We start from the raw sequence: 20,174 nt of genomic DNA on the forward strand, positions 1-20,174 counted from the left end.
TTAGTAGGGTAACTCTTTTATGAGAAAGATTCCATAAAAGAATATTCGTTATTATATCATAATTTTTTCTAAAAAGAAATAATCGAATAAGTTTGATTGAATACATCTATGTACAAATCGTTATTTTTTAACTTAAATTGCATGTTTAATAGTCAGAGCAGTTGGAGTATTTTAAACAAAAATCTGATTGAGAAATGAAAGGTAATCTGGTAGTTTATATAGTTGGTTGTTGTTTAGATTATAAGTAGAGAGACGTCACTATTTAAATGAATAAAAAGTGAATAAAAAAATAACTATCACATTGTGATAGTTATTTTTTACGTGAATTTTATAGAGACGTCTCAAGAGGGATTCGAACCCCCGACCGTCCGCTTAGAAGGCGGATGCTCTATCCAGCTGAGCTATTGAGACAAGTTTTAACGACAAGATTTATTATAGACAAAATTGAATAAAAAGTCAACATTATTTTATAATATAATTAAATTTACTAAAAAAATAGTTGGTTTTCCTTAAAACTAAACGGTTAATTTGCTAAATAACGTCTGATTAGGTATATTGGAGAAAGAAAAATTAAAGGAGAATCTAGTATATGGATTCAAAATCAAAAAGAACTTTATTTAATTTACCTAAACGTAAAAAATTATCTTTGCAATCAACGATTATTGTTGTTGTGACAGTTGCTACAATTGTTTCTTTAATTGTATCAGCGGTACTTATTCGGAATTATGTGATTAATAAAGAGTTTGAAAATACAAAGGACAAAATTTCTAATATAGCCAATTTAGTTGCAGAAAGCAGTGTAGTTAAAGAGGGGCTTGAAAAAAAAGTTCCACAAACAGATATTCAAGAATATGCTGAGATGGTATCGGAAACGACGAGTGTTGATTTCGTGGTGATTCTGAATACCGACTTGATTCGCTTATCTCATCCAGATAAAACAGTGATTGGTGAACCTTTTTCAAATATTCCAGATGCTAGAAAAGCTTTAACAGGAAAAAGTCATTATTCCAAACAGGTTGGAGTGTTAGGAGAAGGTTATCGTTATTTTACACCGATTTTTAATAGCCAAGGTGAGGTTATTGGCGTTGTATGTGTTGGATTGACAATGGTTTCTATGAATCGTGAAGTCAGTGAAGCTCAAAAAACAATCTTAGTTGGCTTGATTTTAGGATTAGTTGTTGGAGTAGTCGGAGCTATTTTTTTATCTCAAAAAGTAAAAGCTATTTTATTTGGTCTAGAACCCGCAGAAATTGCTACACGTTTAAGTGAGAAAGATATTATTGAGAACGAAGTAAGTGAAGGGATTTTAGCTGTATCAGTTGAACGAGATGTCGTTTTAGTGAACAGTGAGGCGAGTAAAATCTTCGCTAAATCGACTAGCCAACAAGAAGTACAACTGGGAAATAAGCTAGATACTGATTTATATACAGTTTTATTTGAGCAAGTTTTTATCACAAAAGCGAAAATAAAGGATCAAGCATTGTATTTGAGTGGTATTGAAGTGATTGCTAGTATTGCACCAATATTTATTGATGATGAAGTATACGGGGCTGTAGCTACGTTTAGAGATCAATCTGAAATGCAGTATTTAATTCACGAATTAAGCGGAATGGAGCAATATATCGACTCAATGCGAGCGCAAACTCATGAATTTATGAATAAAATGCACGTGATTTTAGGATTGATTGAACTTGAAAAATATCATGAGGTATCGCTTTTTATTCGTCAATTGACAAAAGACTATCAACAAGAAGTTGGATTTGTTACTGAAAAAATCAAGATTCCAGCAATAGCCGGCTTTTTATTAGGTAAAATTAACGAAGCTAAGGAACAAGGTGTTGAGATTGTTTTAGAAGAGAATTCCTTTTTGCCGGATTTAAAGGCAAGTGACAGTATCCATCTCTTATTGCAAATTTTGGGAAACCTTTTAGATAATGCTAAAGAAGCGGCAATGCAAACTACCAAGAAACAGGTAAGATTGTTTCTTAGTTATGATTTAGAAGGACAAATTTTAATTATCAAAGTGACTGATTTTGGAGAAGGAATTTCAATAGATATTCAACAAAAGATGTTTGAACGAGGATTTTCAACTAAAGGCGAACATCGAGGATATGGTTTAAATTTAATTCAAACAATTGTGACAAATCATCATGGTTTTATTGAAGTGAAAAGTCAACAAGGAGAGGGAACCGCTTTTTATATTGAATTTCCTTATGAGATGGAGGACTTAAAGTGACAAAGGTATTAATTATTGAAGATGATCCAATGGTTGCAACGTTAAATCAGCAGTTTATTCAAAAGATTGCTGAAGTTGAAATTATTGGCAATGTACGAAATATTCAAGATGCACGAGCGCTGTTAGCAAAAGAAAGTGTTGACTTATTATTATTAGATGTGTATTTACCAGGAATGACAGGACTAGAATTTTTAGCAGAATTACATGAGAAGAAAATGAAAGTAGCGGTTATTTTAATTACTGCGGCAAATGATGTTTCAACAGTGAAAGAGGCAATTTATTATGGGGTCGTTGATTATTTAATTAAACCATTCACTTTTGAACGTTTTAAATTAGCTTTTGAAAAGTTTCAAGAGCTAACAAATGTGACACAAGAAATTCAAGCAACAGATCAAAGCCAGCTGGATAAGTATTTTAATAGCTCTAGATTGATAAATGAGGAAGTTCCGGAATTCAAAAATCAAGAAGAATTACCTAAGGGATTATCACGTTTTACTTTGAAAAAAATCTATTATCAAATCAAACAGCATCAAAGCTCCTTTTCAACAGAAGAGTTAGCCGGAGAAGTCGGATTATCGAGAATTTCAACAAAAAAATATTTAGTATTTTTAGCAGAAATTCAAGTTTTGGAAGAAGAGATGGAATACTTAGAAATTGGAAGGCCATTGACTTTATATCGGTTGAATCAAGCAAAAACAAATGATGTTCATCGCTATATAAATGAATAAAAAAAATTTACTCATTCCACTTCATGAAGAGGGACGAGTAAATTTTTTGTTTTATGCAATAACAGGAAGCTCTACAGCATTTGCTGTTTTGCCAGTAGTTAAAATATCATTAAAGTTTTCAAAACTGGTTTCTACCATGTTAGCTAATGCTTCATCAGTATTAGAACCAATATGTGGAGTGACTAAAACACGTGGATAGAGATCAACCAATTTTTGAACAGTTGGATCAGGTAAAGCTTGCCACGGTTGGAATGCTTTAAAGAATAAATCCTTTTCATTGGCAAAGACATCTGTTGCGAATCCAGCAAGTTGGTTGTTTTCAAGTGCTTCAAGAATTGCTTCATTATCTTGTAATTCACCACGAGCTGTATTGATTAGAATAGCATCTTCTTTCATTTTGGCTAAGAAGTCTGAGTTAATCATTTTATCGTTTTGACCTGGGAAATAGGGCACGTGAATACTTACAATGTCACTTTCGGCTAATAAATGATCTAATGTTTTGAATTCTAACACGTCTTTTGCAGCATCTGATTCAAATACATCATACCCAATGACTTTTGCACCTAATCCTTTAAATAGTTTAGCTTCTGTTAAACCGATTTTACCTGTTCCGATGATTCCAACTGTACAGTTACGAACTTCACGACTAAACATTTGTGTATCAACAACAAAGTTTTTAAAAGATGTTCTTGAAGTGGTGTAAGCCGTGTTACGTAAAAGCATCATTGCTAGAGTTAGAGATAATTCAGCAATTGCATTTGGTGAATAAGAAGGGACACGAGCCACTTCCATATGGTAGTGACTTGCAGCTTCTAGATCAATATGGTTGAATCCAACTGTTCTAGTGAAGACATATTTAATGCCATACTCATTCAATTTAGCTAAATTTTGACGGTCTGCAACACAATTTCCTCTTAATAAAACAGCATCATGATCTTTAGCTGTTTCAATATTTTCGTGAGTTAGTAATTCTTCCACCAAAGTTAATTCATAATTGTATTTGTTCAATGATTGAAAGAAAGGCACTTCATTTGGGCGAACTCCGTAACAAGCAATTTTAAACATAATTGTTTCCTCCTGAGAATAATTTATTTTTTTAGTTGATTTTTAGAATAAACCTGTTTTGCTAATAACTTCTAGAATGATAATCCAGATGGGTGTCATCACAACAGCGGTGACGGTTGATAAGAGTGAGGCGTTTGATGCCAGAAGAGCATCTTTATCAAAACTAATGGCATAAGCGGCAGCAACTGTAGCTGTTGGAGTTGCCATCATAATAACGATAGTAGCAAGTGCTGTGAAGCTAACTGGTAAAATACCAGTAACAGATAATAAGGCTAATAAAACGATGTTAATAGCTGGTACAAGAATAACTTTGACCACGCTGTAGTACCATGAAGTTTTATCTGAAGCAGCTTTTTTAAAGCTAATTTCACCTAATGTTGAACCGATAGATAACCAAGCAAGTGGTGAAGCTAAACCTGCTAAATAAGTCATTGGTTTAAATAACCAGACTGCCGTTTGATCAATACGTAGAAAAGCAACTTGATGAGCAGCGGCACCATCTAATCCAGCGACGGTAACTTGTGGCATATAACCTTGGAAAATCCAAATAATTAAACCAGCAAAAGTTGCAATAATGATTGGATTTAAGAACATTGTTTTAATATTTTTTAATTCCATTTTTAAACCACTCATTTTAATGTAGCCATATGAGTAAAGGAAAATGCGGTAGCCAATGTTAAAGATTGAGCTAAACATTACACCAATAGGTCCGTAGATAGCACTAACAATCGGTGTGCCGAAAAATGTTGTTGAACCAAAAATAGTTAACACACGTAAGGTATCTTGACGATCCCCTTTATAACTAAGAAAGAAGGGTTTTGATACAAAAATTAAAATAATATAAATCGCAATTCCCCAGATTAAAACGTTCATCCCTTGTTTTAATGTATCAGGATCAATATCTTGCATAAAAGCATTAAAAGCTAAGGCAGGTAATGCTACTGTTAAAACGACTTTAGATAATAATTTTCCGACTTCTGCTGAGAAGATCCCTTTTTTGCGGCAAAAGAAGCCAAGTAAGATAATAAAGACTGTTGATGTGATGGCGCTAATAATATTCATGTCCGTGACAGTCGTTTTAATAATTTCTAAGATGTTCATGGTGTTTCCTCCAAAGAATGTATTTTTTATCACAAAGTGTAGTTCGTTGATACGGCCATATCTTGTTTACATGCTTATCTTACTGCTTAATTGTGAATAAGTTAACAATATGTAATTAATCTAAACTTATGTAACTAATGTAAGTGAAGAAAATCACTAAATAGTGTTTTTTATTAATAAACACTGTATAAATAGCCTTTTTATGTAGAATAGTCAGACGGATTTAGAGCGGATATAATAAAGTTAATAGCTATCTGAATTTTATTTAGTTAGACTAATGATTTTTATTGTGAAATTAGTATCAATTCTACTGAATATTTAGGCCCGTTCTTTTTACTTAGTCAAGAAGGTGGGATACAGATAGGAAATAGAAAGTGATACCCTTGTGTCCATTTAAAAAGAAATCCTCTATATCGTTCGAACATGATAATGTCTTAATGTAATCGAAGCACAAAATGTCCCTTCGTGATAAAATCAAACCATGAAAAGGATAATACTAACAATGAATGAAGATAAGAAATATAACGTAATAAAAGCTGTCACAGAAAAAAGAAAAGATAAGAAGAGAGCTTGTGTTGAACTAGATCTCTCGATCAGACAAGTCAATCGATTAATCCAAAAATATCAAGAAGGAGGAAAGGCTGTTTTTTCACACGGCAATAGAGGAAAAAAACAGATGCATGCCGTACCGGAGGATGTAAAAAAACAAATCATTGGGCTTTATCAACAGTTTAATATAAAACCGAATGTGAAGCACTTTACTGAAATATTAAAGGAGGATTATGCGATCTGTTACACCGATACAACGATTCGAAATATTTTATACCTAGCGAATATTATCTCACCTAAAACACAAAGAAAGACACGAAAAAAAATAAAAGCTCGAATCAAAGCACAATCAATGAAAGCAAAGACAAAGCTTGATAATCCACTGCTTCCAAGAGCCGAAGATCAACTGGCTTCACCCGAAAAAATCCATCCTAGCCGCTCTAGGAAAAAATACCAAGGAGAGCTGATTCAAATGGATGCCAGTTCATACAATTGGTTCGGGAACGACGTCACCCATCTTCACTTAGCGATTGATGACGCTTCTGGGGATATCGTTGGTGGGTATTTCGACACGCAAGAAACGCTCAATGGCTATTATCATGTGCTCCATCAGATCCTCCGTAACCGAGGGATTCCTTTAGCTTTTTTAACCGATAAACGAACCGTTTTTGACTATCAATCCAAAACCAAGAAAGTCGTTGAGGAAGATACCTTCACGCAATTTGGTTTTGCCTGCCATCAACTCGGTATTGACATTCGTACCTCCTCTATTCCACAAGCGAAAGGCCGTGTAGAACGATTAAACGGCACGGTTCAATCACGACTTCCTGTAGATTTAGAATTAGCAGGGATCCAATCTATTGTGGAAGCCAATCATTTTTTAACAAAATGGATTCAATCATTTAACAGGAAGTTTGGTAATAAGACGAAGGAATCAATCTATGAGAAGGCACCTACGAAATCAGAGATGAATTTATTATTAGCACGAGTCGCAAATAGAAAAATCGATAGTGGGCATCACATTCGGTATCAAAATAACTACTATTTACCGACGGAGGGTAGCGAAGATCAGTACTTTACACGCGGATCAAAAGCCCTCGTTATCGAATCCTTTAACGGCGAAATCTATGTAAATATCGCTGAAAAAATATACACAACAAGGAGACTGAAAGAACATGACGACTATTCAACAGAGTTTGACCCGATTCCAGAGCAAAAAAAAGAAAGACGCCAGTATATTCCCCCACAATCTCACCCGTGGAAACTAGAGTCTTTCAAAAGATATCTTCGCAGCATCGGAAAAACACTCGAAGAATACGAAGCTGAACGAGCAGCTTAACACTCATTTTACCAAATACGGTCACATTAATGCAAGTTTTTACGAAGGAAAAGCTTGCATTAATGTGAGCTTAAGGTTTAGGACATTTTACCTTTCGCTTGACATTGTGTCCATTTAAAAAGAAATCCTCTATTGACTGATTCTGGGGGAAAAGTTATACTTACTTAATAAAGTTAAAATTAAATGGACAATTAAAATAAATTGAGGTGCTTTTTGTGAGTGGAGTCGTATCTAAATAGGCTAATTAAATCAACTAAATAAAAAAATTTCTGAGGAAATTACGTTTATTTAGTGTACACCTATAAAGATACCTATCTTACTTTATGTAAAAAGTCGCTGAATTTGAAATACAGGTTTATTTGAGTAAATCTATATTTATTTAATGAAGTGAGTGACTAAAGTTGTGGGAATCCACAGCTTTTTTTGTTTTTCTGCATAATTTAAACTAAGTCTGATTGTCCATTTAATGAAAATAAAGTGGGTATCTTTGTTGAAGAAATCAAAAACAAGGAGAATCATAATGACTATAACAACATATGAAAAACTTCAATTTAGTCAAGTTCGGAATTTAATTGAGAGCCACTGTGTGAGTACCTTAGGGAAAGCGCGATTTAAAAAATTAGACCCTAGTTCAAATCCAGTAGTAGTAAACAAGCGCTATCAAGAGACTGAAGAAGCACGAAAAATACTAGATGCCAAACTAACAATGCCTTTTATGGGATTGGCTATAGTAGAAAGTTTATTTCAGCAATTAGAAAAAGGATTGATTCTAGAGGCTAGTGGGTTAATTGAAATGGCTGATTTTTTACGAAGTGGTCGCATGATTCGCCGTTTTATGGAGAAACATGGTAGCTTAGCACCTACATTAGGGATGTATGCTCGTTCGATTCATGAATATATAGAAATTGAGGAAGAAATTTATTTTTCTATAAAAAATGGACAAGTTGCAAGTGAAGCTAGTAAAGAATTAAAACGTGTTCGTCGATTAATGGCTGAAAAAGAAAGCAAGATTGAAGAACGTTTAACGAAGTTTCTAAAAAATAAAAGTAATCAAAAACAAATTCAAGAGTTTTTTGTTAGTAAAAAAAATGAGCGCTACACAATCCCAATTAAGGCTGCCTATAAAAATCAAGTAGCTGGAACCATTGTTGAAACATCTACTAAAGGCACAACCGTTTTTATCGAGCCAGATGTGGTAACAAAATTAAATGATGAATTGACAGTATTGAAAATGGAAGAAAGTGTAGAAATGTATCAAATATTGGCGACGTTATCAGGTTTGCTAATTGAACAAATTCAAGAGATTCAACTTAATTTAGAAGTCATTGCTGAATACGATATGATATTTGCTCGTGGAAAATACAGTCGCGCCATTCAAGGTGTTACTCCTAAGTTAAATCAAGAGGGATACATCCAGTTGATTCAAGGTAGACATCCATTATTGAACACGGAAGAAGCAGTTCCATTAGATTTTACTATAGGAAAAACATATCATGGGTTAATTATTACTGGACCCAATGCTGGTGGGAAAACAGTTGTTTTAAAGACTGTTGGTTTGCTGGCTTTGATGACATTACTGGGCATCCAGTTACCAGCAGATGCAGGTACTGAAATGGCTATTTTTGCAGGTGTATTTGTAGATATTGGAGATAGCCAGAGTTTAGAAAATGCACTAAGTACATTTTCTTCTCATATTCAAAATATTGCTGAAATTATGCAGACTGCACCAACCAATAGCTTAGTTTTATTTGATGAAATTGGAAGCGGAACAGAGCCTAATGAAGGAGCTGGTTTAGCGATTGCGATATTGGAAGAATTCTATGAACGTGGCAATTGTGTTGTTGCAACAACTCATTATGGTGAAATTAAACGCTATTCAGAGCTGCATCCAGATTTTATTAATGCGGCAATGGCGTTTGACCAAACTACTTTAACGCCGTTATACAAGCTTTTAATTGGTGAATCTGGCGACAGTAATGCACTTTGGATTGCGAAGAAAATGAATTTAAAAACTCAAGTCCTTCAGCAAGCGAAGCAGTATATGGAGAATAAAGAGTACCAGTTAGAGAAACGGAAAATAAAATCAGCTAAAGTACAAGCAGAACATGACAAAGCTTCAGTTCCAATAAGTGCTTATGAAAAAGGAGATCGGGTGCTATTGTTAGAGTTCAATGAAACGGGGTTGGTGTATGAGGACAATCCCTTAAATGAGACGATTACTATTTTTTATAAAGATGAGTTGCATGAAATAGTGCCGAAACGTCTAAAATTAGAAGTGAAAGCAGCGAAGTTATATCCAATCGATTACAACCTAGACAGCTTGTTTAGCAGTTATCAAACACGCAAGCTAGAGCATGACATTCAAAGAGGTTCCAAGAAAGCCTTGAAAAAAATTCATCGTGAAATAAAAGCACAAAAAAAGTAGCTTGATGTCGTTCATAAATAAAATTCTGATATACTAAAGTAGAAAATTGATCGAAAAGACTAATCCAAGGAGCAATGAAATGGAAAAAACAATTGTTGAAAAACTAAAGTTACAATCTTACTCTAAAAAGACAATTCTAAATAAACCAATAGATCAATCTTATTTAACGGAATTAAGTGATGCAGACAATGCATTAAATGAGAAAAACTATGACTTGATTTTTGTATTTGTGTATGATTTTTCTGGTATGCAACAAATTGTACAACAGATTTCTCAAGGAAATTACTTGAAGGAGAAGGGGTATTTATTTATTGCATATCCTAAAAAAGGAAATACGCGTTACCCTACCTTTGTTCATCGTGATGAAATTATGCCAGGCTTACAAGTGGACGAAGGAGGCTATTTACCAGACAGTCCTTTGAAATTTTCACGAATGGTATCAATGGATGATACGTTTACGGTTGTGGGGATAAAAGAGGCGGGAAAAGAAAAAATGAAGAAATCTACTGCCAGTAGCCAACGTGTTGCTGATTCTGGTGAGTTGGTTGTGAAGATTCAAGAGGATTTATACAAAAATCCAACCGAATTGTCATTTTATAATCAATTAACGGCAGGATATCAACGAGACTGGGCGCGCTATGTGTATAGTGCTAAACAGGCAATCACTCAAGAGAAACGAAAAAAAGAAATGATTATGATATTGGAAAATGGTTTTAAAACCCGAGAATTTTATCGACAATCTTTGAGATAAGTGTTAGGTGATCAAATAGAGAAGAAGTTTATGTAGTTTTAAGTTAATTTAATAGAGCATTAGCCATTAAGAAATCTAAGAGGAGTTTTTGCTCTTAGATTTTTTGTCGTAAATTTGTACAACACGATAAGAAATTAGAAAACTATGTTGGGAACTATAGGTTTTTATTAAAAAATAAGATAGAATAAAATAGATGGTATTATTTAAAGGCTAAGGGGGGATTATTTTGTCTGAAGGAAAAGCGAATAACGCAATAAAAAAGAAAAAATCACATATTCCGTTCCGGCTAAATTTATTATTTTTTCTAGTGTTTTTCTTATTTGCGACACTTATTTTACGTTTAGGAGTGTTACAGCTTGTTAAGGGTGAGCAATTCGAGGCTGAGGTACAGCGAACAGAAAAAACCTATATTACAGGGAATGTGCCACGAGGGATGATCTATGATAGTCAAGGACGAGAATTAGTTGGGAATAAAGCGATGCAAGCTATTACATATACTCGTAGTACACAGGTTTCGGCTGTAGAAATGATGAAAACGGCAAAGGTTCTAAGTCAGTACATTCAAATGACTCCAGAAAGTATTGCTGATTTGGAGAATAATCCTAGAGATTTACAGGATTATTGGGCAATTATTCATGAAAAAGAATTAAATAAGCGTTTAAAGAAAAAAGAGAAAAAATTAGAAGGTGCTAAACTTTATGATGTTCAGCTTAGTAAGATTAAGCCAGAAGAATGGCAAGGTTTAACCTCAGCAGAAAAGCAAGTAGCTGCTATTTTTAAACGGATGAATGGAACCTATGCATTAACGACGACTTTTATTAAAAGTAAAGATGTTTTAGATACGGAGATAGCAGCAGTTAGTGAAAATTTGACTGAACTACCAGGTGTTGATACATCCACAGATTGGCAACGGATTTACCCTCAAGAAGATATGTTGAAGAGCATTTTAGGGAGCGTGACCACAGAAAAGGTCGGGTTGCCTGAAGATCAAGCAAGTGCCTTAATGGCTAAAGGATATGCTCGAAATGATCGTGTTGGCAATAGCTATATTGAAAAGCAATACGAAACAGTTTTAAGTGGTTCAAAATCTCAATCAGAAACCGAAGTTGATGCTAATGGACAAGCTTCAGATTCGATTACAACATACAGTGGTGCAAAAGGCGATAATTTAGTTCTAACAATTAACATTGATTTTCAAAATGAAGTGGAAGAGATTGTTAAAAATGCTGTTTCTTCAACTCATGCTAGTTATTATATGGCAGATCGGATTTATGTAGTTGTATCCAATCCCCACAATGGTGAGATTCTGGCTTTAGTTGGGAAAAGATATAATTATGAAACAGATGAAATTGAAGATGATGCACTAGGGACGATGAATAGCCAATACACGATGGGGTCTTCGGTGAAAGGGGCAACTGTCCTTGCGGGGTATATGGATGGTGTAATTACATTAAACAATAGTGCAATTCTTGAGCAACCATTAAAATTTAGAGGAACAGAATCTAAAAGTTCGTACTTCAATCGCGCAGGTGGCGAGAATCAAGTTATGAATGATATCACAGCTCTGGAAGTATCGTCAAATTCCTACATGATGCAGATTGCAATGCGCATGGGTGGTCAATATACCTATACCCCAAATGGGAATTTAGAGATTGATAAAAACGAAGTATTTAGTAAGCTTAGAAATTATTATCGTCAGTTTGGACTAGGAGTAGAAACCGGAATTGATTTGCCTGGAGAATCAACTGGAGGTAGGCCACCTATTGAATCAAGTATTGCTGGTTTAGCACTGGATTTTTCTTTTGGTCAGTTTGATACTTATACACCACTACAATTGAATCAGTATATTTCTACAGTTGCTAATGGAGGACAACGTATTGCACCTCATGTTGTTAAAGAAGTTCGGGGAACAGATGAAAACGGTCAGTTAGGTGCAATTAAATACGTAGTTGAGCCAAACCTATTAAACAATATTAATGTTGGGCAAGAAGAAATAAATAATGTAAAAAAAGGGATGTACAATGTCATTTATGGAAATCATAAATACGGAACAGGAAGAAAGTTGAAAGAGGATTTGGTTACCACTATGGCAGCAAAAACAGGAACAGCAGAAGCTTTTTATGGTGGTGGAGCTGCTAGTTACCCACAAGGTACGTTAGTGACGAACTTAACCTTAGTCGGGTATGCGCCAGCAGATAATCCAGAAATTGCGTTATCTGTCGTTGTTCCATACCTCGGTAATGATAAAACTAGTGTGAATCAAGCTGTTGCTAAAGAAGTAGTGAATGCTTATTTTAATATGAAAAAATAGAAAAAGCTTTTCAATAATCCTAACCGTCTATTGCTAGACTAAAGGAATTGAAAAGCTTTTTTTTTATTTATATTTCTGAAAGTTGTCCGTCCTCGATACGTAGTACACGATCGACTAAGTCTAAAACACGTTCATCGTGGGTAACCATAATAGCCGCTTTGTTTTTTCTATGAGCTTCACTTGCAATCATTTTAACAACTTGATAGCCTCGTTCAGAATCTAAGCTAGCTGTTGGCTCATCTGCTAGAATTACATCAGGATTATTCATTAACGCTCGAGCAATGGCAACTCTTTGACGTTCCCCACCAGACAGTTTATCTGGATATTGGTTTAAGCGATGTTCTAAGCCAAGCTCAGTTAAAAGTTTAATTGCTTTTTTTTTGGCTGCTTTTCTCTCACCAGATAGTTCGTTAATTAGAAGAAGTTGATCAAGAACGGTTAGATAAGGAATTAAATTTCCACCTTGGAAAATAAAGCCGATTTTATTTAAACGTAACTGTGTCCATTGTTTTTGTGATAACGTACTTAAATCAGTATTTCCAATTTTAACCGTTCCTTCAGAAACTGAAAGCAATGCTCCTGCAATAGATAAAAACGTACTTTTCCCAGCTCCGCTTGGTCCGACAATTGCGACAAATTCACCTGCAGCAACTTCTAATGAAACATTTTTTAATACTTCAATTTGTTCGGATCCATCTTGATAATATTTTGAAACATTATTTAATACTAAACTTTTTTCCATTAGTTATTCCCTCCAATTGCTTCGATTGCATCGACTTTTGCTACTTTATAAAGAGATAGAACCGAACCAATTAATGTCACTGCTAGAAACAGTAGTGACGATAACACAGCAGTTAAAGGACTTAATTTAAATGGCATTGATTCTGGAAGAATAGCGGCAACACCATAAGTTAGTCCGTTTCCGATAATTAAGCTAAGAATAGAAAGCAAGCCGATCTGTGTCAGTAAGCTTTTAGCTAAATAACTAGTTTTTGCTCCTAATGCTTTTAACATGCCAAATTGATCCATTTTTTGCAAAGTAATAACGTAAAAAAAGACTGTTAAGACAAAAGCAGCAATAATATATAGGAAGACAATCATCATTGTTAGAGATCCCTGTTCTTCAGAGTAACCAGGGATATTCTGAACAATCTCATTTTTAGGTGCAATAGTTAACTCTTTTTGGTTGAATTTTTCAGCTTCATTTTCTGAAATAGATAAGGCAACTGTATTGTAGGTTGTGTTATTTTTGCTAGAAACAGGATTGATTTCTTTCCATTGTGTTGGAGATAAGAAAACAACACCACTATGACTATATGTTTGATTTTTAGTAAAACCACTAATTTTAAATTGACTATTGGTTGTTGTATCTTCAATGATGTCCCCTAATTTATAGCCATTTCGAGCTAATTTTTGATCGACAACAATTTCATTTGTATTCTCTTTTGCAAATTTTCCAGAACTTAGTGTTGGTTTTTGAAAACTATCTGGTTCTAATAGGAAATAAGCAATATCCGTTTTTTCTGTTCCCTTTTCTAAGCTAATTGTACTCATTCGAGTACTGAAGGGGACAGCTTTCTTTCCGTATACTGTTTGCATATCTTGCCATTGTTCTTCTGTAATTGTTGAACGAGCTATCCGATTATCAGAATCTTTTTCTAAAACGTAATAAGTAGCAGGACTTTCTTTAATTGCGGATGCATTGTCACTAGCTAAACCATTTGCTAAACCCGTTACAAAAAGCACCAACCAAATAATCATGATCATAATCAAACTAATCAAAGCATATCTAAGTTTTGAATGCTTGATTTCACGCCATGCTAAAAACATATCCAATCACACTCCAATTCTTTAATGCTCTAAGCATACAAGGAGAGTGTGAACTGAATATGAACGATTGTTTACAATTTAGTTTTTGGCAATGTAACCGCGAAGGTAGTTCCGTGGTTTTTTTGGCTTTCAATATGGATAGTTCCTTGGTGTAGTTGAATAATTTTTTTCGTAATAGCCAAACCAAGTCCGCTACCCGAATCTTTTTGAATTTGATTTGGGTTGCCTTGATAGAAACGATCAAATAGATGAGGGAGAACATCGTCGTCTATTCCAGCGCCGCTATTAAAGAAGGAAATTAAATAATTCTCGTTGTCTTCAATTAACTGAATGATGATTTCACCATCATCAGGGGTATAACGAATGGCGTTTGTTAATAAATTTTGCCAAATTTGATAAAGAAAATTCTCATTACCAGTTACGAAGGCTGGTTGTAAATTCGTAACTAAATAAATATTTTTAGCTTGCCACTTCCATTGAGTAAATTGAATGAACTGGCGAATTTGTTTTGTGATATCAACTTTTTTTCCTTCCGTCAACTGACTTTCATTATCCAAATACGCCAAGGTTAAGAGTTGTTTGGTTAAATCCGAAAGTCGAGCAGTTTCGCTTTCAATGATTGTAAGATAATTCAATCGTTGTTCTTGTGTTAAGGTGTTGTCTTTTAAAAAAGTTGAATACCCTTGAATAGAAGTTAATGGAGTTTGAATTTCATGAGATACATTTGCGACAAATTCCTGTCTAGCTTGCTCAGCTTTGCTAATTTCGGTTGCCATAGTGGCAAAAGAATTGGTAAGCTGTCCAATTTCGTCTTTTCGTCGAGTTGTTTTGATAATTTCCGATGGGTTATTAGTAAATTTTTGTGTTGCATGGGTTAGGTTTTTGATCGGTGTTACAATAAAATGACTGCCTAAAAAAATTAAGCAAAAGCCTATAGTAATTGTTAGTAGTAAAAGTAAGGCAAAAAAGATGCGTAGCTCACCAAATTGTTGAGCGGGGTCTGGTCGAATAAAGACCGCGTATGTTATCGTTCCATTTTGAATCGGAATTCCAATCGTATTGCGGATGTCATTATCAAAAAAACCAGTAATAAATAAGCTTTTAGGGAATTCAGCAATGCCATGATAAGTCGTTCCGTTTAAAACACCATCAACAGTGGTGGAAGGGAGCTCTTTTTTTCTAAATGAATCACCATAGGCATTTTGGTTGCCAGTAGAAGACACGCTATAAATTTCATAACCTAAATTTGAAATGTGGGTTAAGTAATCGTCCATATCTATAGAAGCATTGTGTTTAAAATAATCTTGAACTTCTTCAGCAACCTTGGTAACTTTTGCATCATTGACGGGTTTTAATGCAAATTGATAATAAATATTAGAAATAAGAAAGGCTGCTAAAAAACTAATAATCATAACTAAAAAAGTAGTGCCGACGATTAATTTGTGTAAACTTTTCATTCTAATTCCTCCAAACGATATCCAATGCCCCGAACAGTTGTAATAGCAATGGAACTCTCCTTGGTTAGATGTTGACGCAATCTTTTAATATGAACATCAACCGTACGATCGTTCCCTTCATAATCTAATCCCCAGATGGATTCAATTAGCTCATCACGAGTAAATATTTTTTTAGGGTAAGAGGCTAATTTTAAAAGAACTTGAAACTCTTTCAAAGGTAAGTAAAGTTCTTTTTCTTCTAATGTAACTAAATAATTTTTAGTATCAATTTTTAAATTGCCAATATCAATAATGGCTTGATTTGGAATTTGATAGCGTCTGAATAAAGCATTCATTCTGAAAAGAAGTTCCTTTAATTCAAAAGGTTTTGTAATGTAGTCGTCCGTTCCAGCCTGAAAACCTTGTTCCTTATCAACCATTTCACCCTTTGCAGTTAGCAAAATAACTGGAATTGTTTGATTTTCTCGGATTTTTCGGCAAACTTGAAAACCATTTTTTTCTGGCATCATCACATCTAAAATAGCTAATGAAATGGTGTTGTTTTCACTCATATCAATGGCCTCTTGACCATTATGTGCGACTAGAACATGATAGCCCTCAGAGCTTAAAAATTGTTGGAGCATTTGATTGATATGTGGATCATCATCAGCAATTAAAATTGTTTTCATAAAGAATACATCCTTTGTTAATAAGTTAGTTAAATTAATTTTGCCATATCTGAAAGAATATAGCTAGTTTGTTCTAACGATTATTTATGATAAAAAGTGTAATTAAACAGTCTAACATAATTTCTAACAACAAAAAAGGCTATTTTGAAAAAATAAGACAAATTCAACAATTAAGATGGAAAATGTGTTATAATAGGATATTGAACGTTATGGTAATTTTGATTTACGTTTTATAAGAACCAAAGAAATGAGGGGATTTGTATGGAAATTAAAATAACCGATGAGATTCAGTCCGTTGTGGAGATTGAACTTAGAAAAGGTGCTAGTAAGTCAAGAATTGCAACACTTTTAGGTGTGAATTATGATGAGGCCTTGGTTATCATTGATGCTGTAAAAGAGTCTTTTAGACCAGATGTTGGAGATGAGATTCGCTTTACATTTCGAGATGAACAAATGGCTGGTGTTATTCAAAAATTATTAACCAATAGTGCCGTTGTTGAAATCTTTTGGGATAAATCATCTTCAATTATGAAAGACGTTTGCGAAGATAAAACAATTGTTAATTTTAAAGATATTATTGAAGTTACTAATTTAAATGTTAATTCATAAGTCTGAATATTTTTATTTTTTGATTAAAAATACGGATAAATAAAAAATTATACACAAAGAAATTTATTTTTCTTTGTGTATTTTTTTGCGTATTCGTGAAAACACTAGAGAATTACTTTGATATTCAAAATAAATTTTATGAATTAAAACCTGTTTTAATAAGGTCTGTTCCAGTCGAAAAAAAAAAATTAATAAAAGAGACTTGACAGTTTTAAAAAAAAATAATATAGTTTGAATGTCAAACAATTTGAATATCAAAGTATATTGCAAAAAAGACAAATTAAATACGAAAGGGAGGAGTTGGTGTTGCCAGACTCATTTGAAACAATTAACGATTATCTAGTCAATGTGTTTAACGAAATACTGACAATTGAAGAAACTGCCCTACAAAATAGTAGTTTTGAAGATCTCTCAATTAAAGAGATGCATACAGTTGAAGCAATTGGAATGTATCAACGACGAACAACTACAGAAGTCGCTAAGATGCTTCGAGTTACAGTTGGTACATTAACGGTTGCGGTAAACAATCTAGTACGTAAAGGGTATGTTGAACGTATCCGAAGCGAGAATGATCGACGAGTTGTAAAACTAGGACTAACCAAACGAGGACGTTTATTGTACCGTCTGCATGATAAATTTCATAAAGAAATGGTAAAAGAAACAATAGAAGATATGCAACCAGAAGAAATCGCAGTCTTAATTAAAGGCTTGAGGAACTTACATGGTTTCTTAGATAAAACACAAAAAAAATTGAAAGAACAGGGCTGAAACTCTATGGAAACAAGAATTGTTAGTACTGGGAGTTATGTTCCAAAAAAACAGGTTTCCAATGAGATGCTGGAAAGTTTAATGGATACTAGTGATGAATGGATTAAAACGCGAACTGGAATCGCACAAAGACATCTATCGGCAGAAACAGAGAACACTTCCGTTCTTTGTGGTAAAGCAGCTGAAAAGATGTTAGCGAAGGCTGGTATAACTGCATCAGAGATTGATTTAATTATTGTCGCAACCATGACACCAGATTACTTAAGTCCATCAACAGCTTGTCTGGTTCAAGACTACATTGGAGCTAACCAAGTGATGGCTTTTGATATAAGTGCTGCTTGTTCAGGGTTTGTCTATGCTTTATCAGTTGCTGAAAAAATGATGAAAAGCGGCAATTTTCGCTATAGCCTTGTTTTAGGTGGCGAAGTTATGTCTAAAGTATTAGACTGGCAAGACCGTGGAACCGCCGTTCTTTTTGGTGATGGAGCAGGAGGCGTGCTGTTAAAAGCAGAACCTAATGAAAAAGGATTGATTTTAGCTGAAGATATTCATTCTGATGGAAGTCGAGGAATGGCGTTAACGGTTGGTGCTTTACCTGTTGTTAATCCCTACCAAGAACCACCAGCATCTTTAGAACAACAATTAGAAATGGAAGGTCGGAAAATTTTCGATTTTGCCATTCGCAGTGTACCAAAAAGTATTAAACAAGTTGTGGAAAATGCAGGGTTAGAGTTAGAGGATATTGATTTCATTTTACCTCATCAAGCCAACTATCGGATTGTGGAAGCAATTGCGAAGAAACTGAAATTACCAATGACGAAATTTAAAACGAATATGGATAAATACGGCAATACATCTGCTGCCAGTATTGGAATTTTATTTGATGAGCTAGTAGCATCAGGAGAATTACAATTAGGAAGCGGTCAAAAAGTTATTTTGACTGGTTTTGGTGGAGGCCTTACATGGGGTTCTACTTTAATTCAGTTGTAAATATATGCATTTGTTTTTAAAACAAAGCGATCATGTAAAAAAAAATTATAAAACATACAAATGGAGGAAACAAAAATGACATTCGAAAAAATTCAAGCAATCATCGTGGACCAACTAGATAAAGAGGAAGCAGAAGTACAATTAACAACTAATTTCCGTGAGGATTTAGAAGCAGATAGTTTAGATTTATTCCAAATCATCAATGATATTGAAGATGAATTTGATATTAAAATTGAAACAGAAGAAGGTTTAAACACTGTTCAAGATATCGTTAACTTTGTAGAAGCAGAATTAAAAAATAAATAAACCAGAATTAAAGAAAGTAGGAACCTGCATGCAATCAGAATTATGCGAAAAACTTGGAATTACGTATCCTATTATTCAAGGAGCAATGGCGTGGGTAGCAAATGCAGAACTTGCAAGTGCTGTTTCTAACGCTGGAGGTCTGGGAATTATTGCTTCTGGTCATGCGCCAGAAGAAGTTGTTCGTGAACAAATTAAGCAGGCAAAAGAAAAAACCAATCGTCCCTTTGGAGTTAATATTATGCTTTTATCTCCTCACGTTGAGGCAATCGTCAAAGTTGTCTGTGAGGAAGGTGTTAAAGTTGTTACAACTGGGGCTGGAAGTCCTGGAAGATATATGAAACTCTTTAAAGAGCATGGAATTACTGTAATTCCTGTGGTCGCTTCTGTTGCTTTAGCAAAACGAATGGAAAAAGATGGAGCAGATGCAATTATTGTTGAGGGAATGGAAGCCGGTGGACATATTGGTAAGCTAACCACGATGGTTTTAGTTCCACAGATTGTGGATGCTGTTTCGATTCCAGTGATTGCTGCAGGTGGTATTGGTGATGGTCGCGGAATGGCCGCGGCATTTATGCTAGGTGCTTCCGCGGTGCAATTAGGAACACGTTTCTTAGTAGCATCGGAATGTACTATTCACCAAAATTTTAAAGATGCTGTTTTAAAAGCTCGTGATATTGATACGACGGTTACTGGCCAGATTACTGGACATCCTGTTCGGACTATACGGAACAAATTAACACGTATCTATGATCAAGCTGAAAAAGAAGAAACGAGTAAAGAACAACCGGATTTTGATCGTCTAGAAGCGCTAGGTAAAGGAACACTTCGTCTAGCTGTTGTAGAAGGCGATACGAAAAATGGTTCTATGATGTCAGGTCAAATTGCTGGTTTAATCAATAAAGAGCAGACTTGTGGCGAGATTATTAATGAGTTAATGGACGAGTATCAAGTTGTGATTAAAAAGCAAGCTGATGCACTTCTAAATTAATATCTTTTAATCATACTGATTGACATATAAATTCAAATAATTCTAAAAATGAG

Annotated in this window: 17 protein-coding genes and 1 tRNA gene; 11 read left to right on the forward strand and 7 right to left on the reverse strand. The window is 34.4% G+C overall.

What is annotated here, in order from left to right:
- Positions 1-337: 337 nt before the first annotated feature.
- Positions 338-411, reverse strand: a tRNA-Arg gene (locus tag BR43_RS17820).
- 178 nt (positions 412-589) lie between these two features.
- Between BR43_RS17820 and BR43_RS17825 the strand changes: the two genes are divergently transcribed.
- Positions 590-2,236, forward strand: coding sequence for an ATP-binding protein (locus BR43_RS17825; protein ID WP_034564446.1), 1,647 nt, complete (start codon positions 590-592; stop codon positions 2,234-2,236).
- The gene (locus BR43_RS17830; RefSeq protein WP_034564448.1) at positions 2,233-2,964 is read left to right on the forward strand and encodes a response regulator; all 732 of its coding nucleotides are present in this window, start codon (positions 2,233-2,235) and stop codon (positions 2,962-2,964) included. The genes BR43_RS17825 and BR43_RS17830 overlap by 4 nt, the downstream gene beginning before the upstream one ends.
- Positions 2,965-3,015: 51 nt before the next feature.
- Here the strand turns inward: BR43_RS17830 and BR43_RS17835 are convergent, their stop codons facing one another.
- A complete protein-coding gene (locus BR43_RS17835; RefSeq protein ID WP_034564451.1) occupies positions 3,016-4,029 on the reverse strand; it encodes a 2-hydroxyacid dehydrogenase in 1,014 nt (337 codons plus the stop codon).
- A 42-nt stretch (positions 4,030-4,071) separates the two neighbouring features.
- Positions 4,072-5,130 (reverse strand): AEC family transporter, encoded by a 1,059-nt coding sequence (locus BR43_RS17840; RefSeq protein ID WP_034564454.1) that lies wholly within the window; start codon positions 5,128-5,130, stop codon positions 4,072-4,074.
- A gap of 502 nt (positions 5,131-5,632) precedes the next feature.
- Here BR43_RS17840 and BR43_RS17845 point away from each other — a divergent pair.
- The 4 genes from BR43_RS17845 (at position 5,633) to BR43_RS17860 (ending at position 12,505) form a co-directional block, all read left to right on the forward strand.
- The gene (locus tag BR43_RS17845) at positions 5,633-7,018 is read left to right on the forward strand and encodes an ISNCY family transposase (protein ID WP_034558391.1); all 1,386 of its coding nucleotides are present in this window, start codon (positions 5,633-5,635) and stop codon (positions 7,016-7,018) included.
- Positions 7,019-7,538: 520 nt separating this feature from the next.
- Entirely contained in the window at positions 7,539-9,443 is a 1,905-nt protein-coding gene (locus BR43_RS17850) for an endonuclease MutS2 (RefSeq protein ID WP_034564456.1), read from the forward strand.
- Positions 9,444-9,522: 79 nt separating this feature from the next.
- Entirely contained in the window at positions 9,523-10,194 is a 672-nt protein-coding gene (locus BR43_RS17855; RefSeq protein ID WP_034564458.1) for a YdeI/OmpD-associated family protein, read from the forward strand.
- Positions 10,195-10,420: 226 nt separating this feature from the next.
- Positions 10,421-12,505: a penicillin-binding transpeptidase domain-containing protein gene (locus tag BR43_RS17860; RefSeq protein WP_051934029.1), complete on the forward strand. Its 2,085-nt coding sequence runs from the start codon at positions 10,421-10,423 to the stop codon at positions 12,503-12,505.
- A gap of 67 nt (positions 12,506-12,572) precedes the next feature.
- Here BR43_RS17860 and BR43_RS17865 read toward each other — a convergent pair whose 3' ends face one another.
- The 4 genes from BR43_RS17865 to BR43_RS17880 form a co-directional block, all read right to left on the reverse strand.
- Positions 12,573-13,247: an ABC transporter ATP-binding protein gene (locus BR43_RS17865; RefSeq protein WP_034564462.1), complete on the reverse strand. Its 675-nt coding sequence runs from the start codon at positions 13,245-13,247 to the stop codon at positions 12,573-12,575.
- Positions 13,247-14,335: an ABC transporter permease gene (locus tag BR43_RS17870; RefSeq protein WP_034564464.1), complete on the reverse strand. Its 1,089-nt coding sequence runs from the start codon at positions 14,333-14,335 to the stop codon at positions 13,247-13,249. The genes BR43_RS17865 and BR43_RS17870 overlap by 1 nt, the downstream gene beginning before the upstream one ends.
- Positions 14,336-14,406: 71 nt before the next feature.
- On the reverse strand, positions 14,407-15,792 hold the full coding sequence (locus tag BR43_RS17875) for a sensor histidine kinase (protein ID WP_034564466.1): 1,386 nt from the start codon (positions 15,790-15,792) through the stop codon (positions 14,407-14,409).
- Positions 15,789-16,460, reverse strand: coding sequence for a response regulator transcription factor (locus BR43_RS17880; protein WP_034564468.1), 672 nt, complete (start codon positions 16,458-16,460; stop codon positions 15,789-15,791). Before BR43_RS17880 ends, BR43_RS17875 begins: the two co-directional genes overlap by 4 nt.
- A 261-nt stretch (positions 16,461-16,721) precedes the next feature.
- Here BR43_RS17880 and BR43_RS17885 point away from each other — a divergent pair, with 261 nt between their 5' ends.
- The 5 genes from BR43_RS17885 (at position 16,722) to fabK (ending at position 20,121) form a co-directional block, all read left to right on the forward strand.
- The gene (locus BR43_RS17885; RefSeq protein WP_034564470.1) at positions 16,722-17,069 is read left to right on the forward strand and encodes a DUF2187 domain-containing protein; all 348 of its coding nucleotides are present in this window, start codon (positions 16,722-16,724) and stop codon (positions 17,067-17,069) included.
- Positions 17,070-17,375: 306 nt separating this feature from the next.
- Positions 17,376-17,837 (forward strand): fatty acid biosynthesis transcriptional regulator FabT, encoded by a 462-nt coding sequence (gene fabT, locus BR43_RS17890; protein ID WP_034564472.1) that lies wholly within the window; start codon positions 17,376-17,378, stop codon positions 17,835-17,837.
- Positions 17,838-17,843: 6 nt separating this feature from the next.
- The gene (locus tag BR43_RS17895) at positions 17,844-18,827 is read left to right on the forward strand and encodes a beta-ketoacyl-ACP synthase III (RefSeq protein ID WP_034564473.1); all 984 of its coding nucleotides are present in this window, start codon (positions 17,844-17,846) and stop codon (positions 18,825-18,827) included.
- Between the two features lie 75 nt (positions 18,828-18,902).
- Complete coding sequence (locus tag BR43_RS17900) at positions 18,903-19,133, forward strand: acyl carrier protein (RefSeq protein WP_010053351.1); 231 nt, start codon at positions 18,903-18,905, stop codon at positions 19,131-19,133.
- Between the two features lie 28 nt (positions 19,134-19,161).
- Positions 19,162-20,121 (forward strand): enoyl-[acyl-carrier-protein] reductase FabK, encoded by a 960-nt coding sequence (gene fabK, locus BR43_RS17905; RefSeq protein ID WP_034564477.1) that lies wholly within the window; start codon positions 19,162-19,164, stop codon positions 20,119-20,121.
- The last annotated feature ends 53 nt before the right edge of the window (positions 20,122-20,174 follow it).

The organism is Carnobacterium gallinarum DSM 4847, from assembly GCF_000744375.1.
GTDB classification, from domain to species: domain Bacteria; phylum Bacillota; class Bacilli; order Lactobacillales; family Carnobacteriaceae; genus Carnobacterium; species Carnobacterium gallinarum.